Origin of the sequence: Bacillus cereus, from assembly GCF_002567495.1 — a bacterium.
Classification (GTDB): domain Bacteria; phylum Bacillota; class Bacilli; order Bacillales; family Bacillaceae_G; genus Bacillus_A; species Bacillus_A cereus_AQ.
Genome location: NZ_NVAP01000025.1, coordinates 97945 through 106284 on the forward strand (window position 1 = coordinate 97945; position 8340 = coordinate 106284).

The following is an 8340-nucleotide window of genomic DNA, read 5'->3' on the forward strand; positions in this document are numbered from 1 at the left end:
TTTTTTTCATATCATCTCCAAGGAAGAAAAAAAGTATGTTAACAAAAAAAGGCAAGATGACGATGTCATCTTGCCTTTCATTTAACTACTATTATCCGCGAACAATATTAGGCGGTGTTTTTCCTTGTAATGCTGCAACTAAATTTTCAGCAGCAGTCATTGCCATTTGCTGACGAGTTTTTAATGTTGCAGATCCGATGTGGGGTAAAGTCACAACATTTTGTAATGATAAGAGCGGATTATCTTTTTGAATCGGCTCTTGTGTAAACGTATCGATGCCTGCTGCAAAGATTTTCTTTTCTGTTAACGCATGGATTAACGCTTCTTCATCTACTGTTTTCCCGCGAGAAGCATTAATAAAGATTGCTGTTTCTTTCATTAATGAAAATTCCTTTTCTCCGATAAGGTGATATGTTTCATCTGTTAATGGAGTGAGAAGGATAATAAAGTCAGACTGTTTTAGTAGCGTCTGTAAATCACAATATGTAGCATCGAATTTTTGTTCAGCTTCTTCTTTACGACGACGGTTATAGTAAAGAACATTCATATCAAATCCGAATTTTGCTCGTTTTGCAACAGCTTCTCCAATTCGTCCCATTCCGATAATACCGATTGTACTGTGGTGTACATCTAGTCCGAAGTGCTCTTTTCCGATTTCAGCATTCCATTGGCCGCTTTTCACATAGGAGTCAAGTTCGCAAACACGACGACCAGCAGATAACATAAGCGCGAAAACGAGGTCAGCTACTGTATCATCCAATACGTATGGTGTATTCGTTCCGATAACATTTCGTTTTTTCATCGCTTGTAAATCAAAATTATCGTAACCAACAGAAATGTTGCTCACTACTTTTAAGTTAGGAGCTACTTCCAGTAATTCTTCATTAATAGCAGATCCGAAATTTAATAACCCATCTTTATCTTGTATTTTCTCCAATAGAACATCGCGAGGTACTTTCTCATTTTGCTCCCATTTTTCATAATCGCAGTGTTCTGATAAATAGTCTTCTACAAATGTTGGAACTGGTTCAGCAATATATACTTTTGGTTTCACGGTTCCATCCCCTTTCGCTCTATCCCGTTTTTTCTACTGATTAAAGTTTCACTTTACCCCGCATTAACGAGCAGTAAGACTCCCACCTAAAAAGATGGTTGAGGCAAAGAAGTGAGGTGGGAGATCAACTGCTCGTAAAAGCCCGATTGGTGAAGGCTAATAACCAGCGGGGTGAAACATTCCGCTGATTAAAGTTTCACTTTATTTTGACATAATTCTCTAAAAAAATCTTCTTTTCAAACTGGAAAGGGTATTTGTATAATTTAGACACAAACGAAAAGGAAGGATGATTTATATGGTGACAGAAAAAGAATTAGAATTATTAGCTTGTCTTGAAAAGAGTAGTCGATTATCTGTAGATACATTAGCGAAGCTGTTAAATATAGAAGTAGAAGAAGTAAAGGAGATGGTTGCGAAATTAGAAAGTGAAAAGATTATTGTAGATTATGTAACACATATCGATTGGACGAAGGTGAAAGAACATACTGGTTTAACGGCGATGATTGATGTGAAAGTAACGCCAAAGCGCGGTGTTGGATTCGATGCGGTTGCTGAACAAATTTATCGTTATTCAGAAGTGAAATCTGTATATTTAATGTCAGGGACATATGATCTTTCTATTACACTAGAAGGGAAGACGATGGGAGAAGTCGCGATGTTTGTTTCTGAGAAATTAGCAACAATTGAATCTGTCGTTTCTACAACGACTCATTTCATTTTGAAGAAGTATAAACATGAGGGCGTTATTTATGAAAAAGACGATGATGATAAGAGAATTGTGGTGACACCATGAAGCAATTTGAGTTATCTAGAGCAGCAGAATCTTTAAAACCATCTGGTATTCGAAAGTTTTTCGATTTAGCTGCAAATATGAAAGGTGTTATTTCTCTTGGGGTAGGAGAGCCAGACTTTGTTACACCTTGGAATGTAAGGCAAGCATGTATTCGTTCTTTGGAACAAGGATATACATCATATACAGCAAATGCAGGATTATTGGAGCTCCGTCAAGAAATAGCAAAGTATCTCAAAAAACAATTTGCAGTATCTTACGATCCAAACGATGAAATTATTGTTACAGTTGGAGCGAGCCAGGCGTTAGATGTAGCGATGCGCGCCATTATAAATCCTGATGATGAAGTGCTCATTATTGAACCAAGCTTCGTTTCTTATGCACCACTTGTGACATTAGCTGGAGGAGTTCCTGTTCCTGTGGCGACTACTTTAGAAAACGAGTTTAAAGTACAACCAGAGCAAATTGAAGCGGCTATTACCGCGAAAACAAAGGCAATTTTACTTTGTTCACCAAATAACCCAACAGGTGCAATGTTAAATAAATCTGAACTTGAAGAAATAGCAGTGATTGTTGAGAGAAACAATTTAATCGTATTATCTGATGAAATTTATGCAGAGCTTGTATACGACGAAGTATATACAAGTTTCGCGAGTATTAAAAATATGCGTGAGCATACGATTTTAATTTCAGGATTTTCAAAAGGATTTGCGATGACAGGATGGCGCCTCGGTATGATTGTAGCTCCTGTTCAATTTTCAGAATTGATGCTCAAAATTCACCAATATTCCATGATGTGTGCACCGACGATGTCCCAATTCGCAGCACTTGAGGCATTACGTGCAGGGAATGATGAAGTAATTCGAATGAGAGATAGCTATAAAAAGCGTCGTAATTTTATGACGAGATCTTTCAATGAAATGGGCTTAACGTGTCATGTGCCGGGCGGAGCATTTTATGTCTTTCCTTCTGTATCTTCAACTGGATTATCTTCAGCGGAATTTGCAGAACAGTTATTGCTAGAAGAAAAAGTGGCTGTTGTTCCTGGTAGTGTATTTGGCGAAAGTGGTGAAGGGTTTATTCGTTGTTCATATGCGACGTCTCTTGAACAACTTATGGAAGCAATGAAGAGAATGGAACGGTTCGTAGAAAATAAAAAAAGGACAAAACGTAATACGTTTTGTCCATAAAAGGGGGGGAATACTAGAAAGCCATGTGTTAGTAGTCTATCCCAATACTGGGGAATTATACTTCTTTAAGGAAAATTTTTCATGAATTTTGAATGAGTTCTGTCATAGTGGTATAATTTACTAATATAAGGTATGCACATTCTAAATAGCTTTATTTAGAATGCGTACTAACCAATCGGATATTTAAAATAAATACATCTGCTTTGCTATCTACAATTGTAGAGAAAATGGTAAACGTATGGGAGTGTTTCATATGTCAGAACAATATACAACAGGAGTGGTTGTAACAGGGAAAGTGACTGGAATTCAAGATTACGGTGCATTTGTAGCGTTAGATGGAGAAACACAAGGACTTGTGCATATATCTGAAATTACAAATGGATATGTAAAGGATATTCATGACTTTTTAAAAGTCGGCGATACAGTAGAAGTAAAAGTGCTTTCAATTGATGAAGAACACAGAAAAATGAGTTTATCGTTAAAAGCGGCGAAAAGAAAACAAGGAAGGATTCTTATACCGAACCCATCTGAAGACGGATTTAATACGCTGCGAGAAAAGCTGACAGAATGGATTGAAGAGTCCGAGTTAACAAAGTAAAAGAGGAACGCATATGAGCGTTCCTCTTTTACTTTATCTTATGATATATATTTGCAAATATGATTGCATGCAATCATATTCGTATGTCGGAGGTGAAAGGACATACTGATTATCGAATTTCGTTTGTTTCTGGGTGCGTACCAAGATTTTCAGATGGTTTAAATAGTAAACCAAGATTGATAAGCCCAGATATACCAACGATGCCGTAAATAATACGTGCGAGAGCTGAATTTTGTCCACCGAAAATGGCTGCTACTAAGTCAAACTGGAAGAACCCGATTAGTCCCCAGTTCACAGCACCAATTACAGTAAAGACCAATGCGATACGTTGTAGAGTACTCATGAAGAAGCCCCCCTTAATTGTGAAGCATGAGCAAGCGGTGAGTTAATTAACTCTTTTATAGAATGGTGTAGTTATGTTGTTTTTATACATAAAAAATGTTCGAAAGAGGATGTATATACATCTATACCGAAAAATGCGAATTTTTATGCAAAAAATGAACTTTTTCTAAAAAATATATATTGGTTACGTTTACAAGGTTTGAATCGCTTGATTTACAACTTCAGTTTCGCTAAAGTGAATACAGAAATACATATCCATAATTGGAGGGAAAAAGATGAGTACACATGTAACGTTCGACTATTCTAAAGCGTTATCCTTCATCGGTGAACATGAATTAACTTATTTACGTGATGCAGTGAAAGTAACACATCACACAATCCACGAAAAAACTGGAGCTGGGAACGATTTCCTTGGGTGGGTAGACCTTCCGCTTCAATATGACAAAGAAGAATTTGCTCGCATTCAAAAATGCGCAGAAAAAATTAAAAATGACTCTGACATTTTACTTGTTGTAGGTATCGGTGGTTCTTACCTAGGTGCACGTGCAGCAATTGAAATGTTAAGTCATTCTTTCTACAACACGCTTTCTAAAGAACAACGTAAAACTCCACAAGTGCTATTTGTTGGACAAAACATTAGCTCCACTTACATGAAAGATTTAATGGACGTATTAGAAGGTAAAGACTTCTCTATTAACGTTATTTCCAAATCAGGTACAACAACAGAGCCTGCACTCGCATTCCGTATTTTCCGTAAGTTATTAGAAGAGAAGTATGGAAAAGAAGAAGCTCGCAAACGTATTTATGCAACTACAGATAAAGCACGTGGTGCATTAAAAACATTAGCTGATAACGAAGGTTACGAAACATTTGTTATTCCAGATGATGTTGGAGGTCGTTTCTCTGTATTAACGCCAGTTGGTCTATTACCAATCGCAGTAAGTGGCTTAAATATTGAAGAGATGATGAAAGGTGCAGCTGCTGGTCATGATGACTTCGGTACATCAGAACTAGAAGAAAATCCAGCTTACCAATACGCAGTAGTTCGTAACGCTTTATACAATAAAGGAAAAACAATTGAAATGCTTGTTAACTATGAGCCAGCACTTCAATACTTCGCTGAGTGGTGGAAACAGTTGTTTGGTGAAAGTGAAGGAAAAGATCAAAAAGGTATTTTCCCATCTTCAGCAAACTTCTCAACTGACTTACACTCATTAGGTCAATACATTCAAGAAGGTCGTCGTGACTTATTTGAAACAGTTCTTAAAGTAGGTAAATCTACACATGAACTAAAAATCGAATTAGAAGACAACGATTTAGATGGATTAAACTACCTTGCTGGTGAAACTGTAGACTTCGTAAACACAAAAGCGTACGAAGGTACATTACTTGCACATAGCGATGGCGGAGTACCAAACTTAATCGTAAACATCCCTGAATTAAATGAGTACACATTCGGTTATCTTGTATACTTCTTCGAAAAAGCATGTGCGATGAGCGGCTATTTATTAGGCGTAAATCCATTTGACCAACCAGGAGTAGAAGCATACAAGAAAAACATGTTTGCTTTACTTGGTAAACCAGGATTTGAAGAATTAAAAGCAGAATTAGAAGAGCGTTTAAAATAATAAAAAGCGACCNNGGTCGCTTTTTATTATTTTACAGAAAGGTACATCGGTATATTCAAACTAGAATGGGTATGCTAAAGGAAAAGTCTAGGAGGGATGGGCTTGATTCCTATTCAATCAAAATTAGAAGGACGTACATATGCGTTATATAAGTTAGAAGAGGTTATGAAACCGCTTGGATATAGTATTGGTGGTAATTGGGATTATGATAAAGGATGCTTCGATTACAAAATCGATGAAGAAGATGGGTATCAATTTTTACGAGTGCCGTTTACAGCAGTAGATGGTGAACTAGATGTACCTGGTGTAGTAGTCCGTCTTGAAACGCCGTATCTTCTTTCGCACGTATATCAAGACGAACTAGATGATAATGTAAATACTTTAACCGCTGGAACGAGTGGGATGGATCAATTTGCTGAACCGAAAGATCCAGATGGAAATGTAAAAAGAAAGTATATTAATATTGGGAAAGTGCTTATGCAGGAACTAGAGAGTCACTTTATCCCGCATTAACGGGCAGTAAGACTCCCGCCTAAAAATTCGGCTGGAGTAAAGAAGTTAGGTGGGAAATCCACTGCCCGTAAATGCCCGATTGGTGAAGGCTAATAATCAGTGGGGGATGGACAAAATCCCCACTGATTAAAGTTTCACTTTATTAATGGTGAATAACAATGAGTATATCGCTTTCGATAAGAATGAAGGAATGGACTGGATTAATCATATATTGATCGTCCCGCTTTACACCTAGTAAGAGAATGTTTTGTTTTAAAAGAGTGTAGCTACAATTTGCAAAGGATTGTCCAGTGCAGGATGGGGAAAGCTCCATCAGTTGTAATTTGTTATCAGAGATTTCATCGTAAAGTGAGAATAGTACACCTGAAATAGAAGGGAATAAAAGGGAGGCGGTAAATACATAACTCGTTAATTTATTTCCTTCTATAATTTCTGATACACCAGCTCTCGTTGCATTTTGAATTTGTTCAGTAGTAAGTAGCTCAGCGATGCAGTGAATGTTTGGATTAAGTCCTTTTGCAGTTAAAATATTTAAAATGGACTGTGTATCTGCTAAGCTTTCATTTTTTTCTTTATCAGCTGTTATCAATATGGTGTGTGCCGTTGCAATATTAGCCTTTAATAGAGTTTGATCGTGATGCGGACAGCCTTTTATAAATTCTAAATGATGAAAGGGTTTTGGGAGTAAAGAAAGTGTTTCATCAATTAAAACGATATCAAGGTTTGGTTGTAATACGTGCATTTGTTTTACAACATGTTTTGCGCGCTCATTCCAGCCAACGATAATCATATGACCGTTAGAGGTAGCGGCTTCTTCACCTTTAATTTTCATATATTGTTTACTAATCATCTCAGTAGCGAATAGAACCATATAATAAGAACAAAAGCCAGTTCCTAATAAAATAATACCTATACCGATGAATTTTCCTATTGTTGTATGGGGAGCAAAGTCGCCATATCCAACTGTAAAAATAGTAACGATTGACCACCAAATTCCGTCAAACCATGTGGTGAAATGAGAGGGTTCTAATCTATGTATAAGAAAACCGGAAAAAGTAGTGAGTACAATAATAAAACAAATTAAACGAAAAATAATGGAATCACGAAATGTATCTACTAAATTCGGACGGGATTTCAATAGTAAATTCCTCCTTGTTTTGCAGGACTACATTCATTGTTACCATTATAGAAAAAAGAAAAACTCTCTAATTAAAGAGAGTTTGTTTTATGCTACATACTTTCCACTTCAGTTTGTTGGACACTTTCAAGATGTTGGAGAGCATAGTAAACATCAGCAGTATGTCTTTTTTGATCAATGGACAGTTTAAGATGTAAATAGTGAGAACCGTTTTCTAATGTTTTAAGCTTCATATTTTTAACTTTTATATCCATTTCTTTTATTTCTTCGATTACGGTTGGGATATTGTCCATATTTCGCACAACAAGTTTTACTGCGATATCACGTTGGCGAAATGACCTAGGACCTACAAACTTCATTGTCAATGGTATCAGTTCGACACTAATCATAAGAAAACACATTCCGAAAATTGCCTCGATATAGAAACCAGCTCCAACGGCAATACCAATACCAGAAGCACCCCAAATCATAGCGGCAGTCGTTAGTCCTGCAATGCTATCATTACCTCTTCTTAAAATTACGCCAGCACCTAAAAAACCAATTCCTGATACAATTTGAGCGGCAAGTCGAAGTGGATCCATATTCATATGATCGGTATGTGGTAAGTTATAAGCTGCTTTAATAGAAACAATCGTTAGGAGGCAACTAATAATAGAAATAACTAAACACGTTTTTAAACCAAGTGGTTTCCGTTTTAATTCGCGCTCTAAACCAATGGCGAATCCTAAAATAGCCGAGAGACCTAGTTTGATTAATAAATCGGTATAGTCCATATGTATTCCTCCTTGTATGATATGGTATATGAATAAAATGTTTATTATAGAAAGAAATGTTTTTTGATAGAGTAACTTTATATAAACTATATGTAGGAATTACTCATACATGAAAGAGATATTTCGTTTAAGTATATGATATAAAAAAAGAAATGTGGGTAGTTTTAAAAAAAGTTTATAAAAGGTGTTGCATTTCATTTTCCACCATGATATATTAATAACCGTCGCTGATGCGGAAACGCAGAAAACGACAAAAAGAAATTGAAAAACTTAGTTGACATCGAAAAATGAAGATGTTAACATAAGGAAGTCGC

Annotated in this window: 9 protein-coding genes; 5 read left to right on the forward strand and 4 right to left on the reverse strand. The window is 36.4% G+C overall.

Features of this window, described 5'->3' with window-relative positions:
- Window positions 1–91: 91 nt before the first annotated feature.
- Window positions 92–1054, reverse strand: coding sequence for a 2-hydroxyacid dehydrogenase (locus COK05_RS12150; protein WP_098612778.1), 963 nt, complete (start codon window positions 1052–1054; stop codon window positions 92–94).
- 295 nt (window positions 1055–1349) lie between these two features.
- On the opposite strand from COK05_RS12150, the gene COK05_RS12155 reads away from it, so the two are divergent.
- The 3 genes from COK05_RS12155 (at window position 1350) to yugI (ending at window position 3632) form a co-directional block, all read left to right on the forward strand.
- Window positions 1350–1847, forward strand: a complete 498-nt coding sequence (locus COK05_RS12155) for an Lrp/AsnC family transcriptional regulator (RefSeq protein WP_141539059.1) — start codon at window positions 1350–1352, stop codon at window positions 1845–1847.
- Window positions 1844–3034, forward strand: a complete 1191-nt coding sequence (locus COK05_RS12160; RefSeq protein WP_098612780.1) for an aminotransferase — start codon at window positions 1844–1846, stop codon at window positions 3032–3034. The genes COK05_RS12155 and COK05_RS12160 overlap by 4 nt, the downstream gene beginning before the upstream one ends.
- 253 nt (window positions 3035–3287) lie before the next feature.
- On the forward strand, window positions 3288–3632 hold the full coding sequence (gene yugI, locus COK05_RS12165) for a S1 domain-containing post-transcriptional regulator GSP13 (RefSeq protein ID WP_098612781.1): 345 nt from the start codon (window positions 3288–3290) through the stop codon (window positions 3630–3632).
- Between the two features lie 109 nt (window positions 3633–3741).
- On the opposite strand, the gene COK05_RS12170 is transcribed toward yugI, so the two are convergent.
- A complete protein-coding gene (locus COK05_RS12170) occupies window positions 3742–3975 on the reverse strand; it encodes a DUF378 domain-containing protein (protein WP_000105788.1) in 234 nt (77 codons plus the stop codon).
- 274 nt (window positions 3976–4249) lie between these two features.
- Here COK05_RS12170 and COK05_RS12180 point away from each other — a divergent pair, with 274 nt between their 5' ends.
- Complete coding sequence (locus COK05_RS12180) at window positions 4250–5602, forward strand: glucose-6-phosphate isomerase (RefSeq protein ID WP_098612783.1); 1353 nt, start codon at window positions 4250–4252, stop codon at window positions 5600–5602.
- 96 nt (window positions 5603–5698) lie between these two features.
- Entirely contained in the window at window positions 5699–6115 is a 417-nt protein-coding gene (locus COK05_RS12185; protein ID WP_098612784.1) for a YugN-like family protein, read from the forward strand.
- Between the two features lie 142 nt (window positions 6116–6257).
- Here COK05_RS12185 and COK05_RS12190 read toward each other — a convergent pair whose 3' ends face one another.
- Window positions 6258–7253, reverse strand: coding sequence for a potassium channel family protein (locus COK05_RS12190; protein WP_098612785.1), 996 nt, complete (start codon window positions 7251–7253; stop codon window positions 6258–6260).
- A 92-nt stretch (window positions 7254–7345) separates the two neighbouring features.
- The gene (locus COK05_RS12195; protein WP_000386680.1) at window positions 7346–8026 is read right to left on the reverse strand and encodes an MgtC/SapB family protein; all 681 of its coding nucleotides are present in this window, start codon (window positions 8024–8026) and stop codon (window positions 7346–7348) included.
- Window positions 8027–8340 lie beyond the last annotated feature (314 nt).

What these genes read in the sequence shown, in the direction of transcription:
- COK05_RS12160 (WP_098612780.1), top strand. Translation starts at nt 1,844, where the DNA reads ATGAAGCAATTTGAGTTATCTAGAGCAGCAGAATCTTTAAAACCATCT.
- COK05_RS12170 (WP_000105788.1), bottom strand. Translation starts at nt 3,975, where the DNA reads ATGAGTACTCTACAACGTATCGCATTGGTCTTTACTGTAATTGGTGCT.
- COK05_RS12155 (WP_141539059.1), top strand. Translation starts at nt 1,350, where the DNA reads ATGGTGACAGAAAAAGAATTAGAATTATTAGCTTGTCTTGAAAAGAGT.
- yugI (WP_098612781.1), top strand. Translation starts at nt 3,288, where the DNA reads ATGTCAGAACAATATACAACAGGAGTGGTTGTAACAGGGAAAGTGACT.
- COK05_RS12180 (WP_098612783.1), top strand. Translation starts at nt 4,250, where the DNA reads ATGAGTACACATGTAACGTTCGACTATTCTAAAGCGTTATCCTTCATC.
- COK05_RS12185 (WP_098612784.1), top strand. Translation starts at nt 5,699, where the DNA reads ATGGGCTTGATTCCTATTCAATCAAAATTAGAAGGACGTACATATGCG.
- COK05_RS12195 (WP_000386680.1), bottom strand. Translation starts at nt 8,026, where the DNA reads ATGGACTATACCGATTTATTAATCAAACTAGGTCTCTCGGCTATTTTA.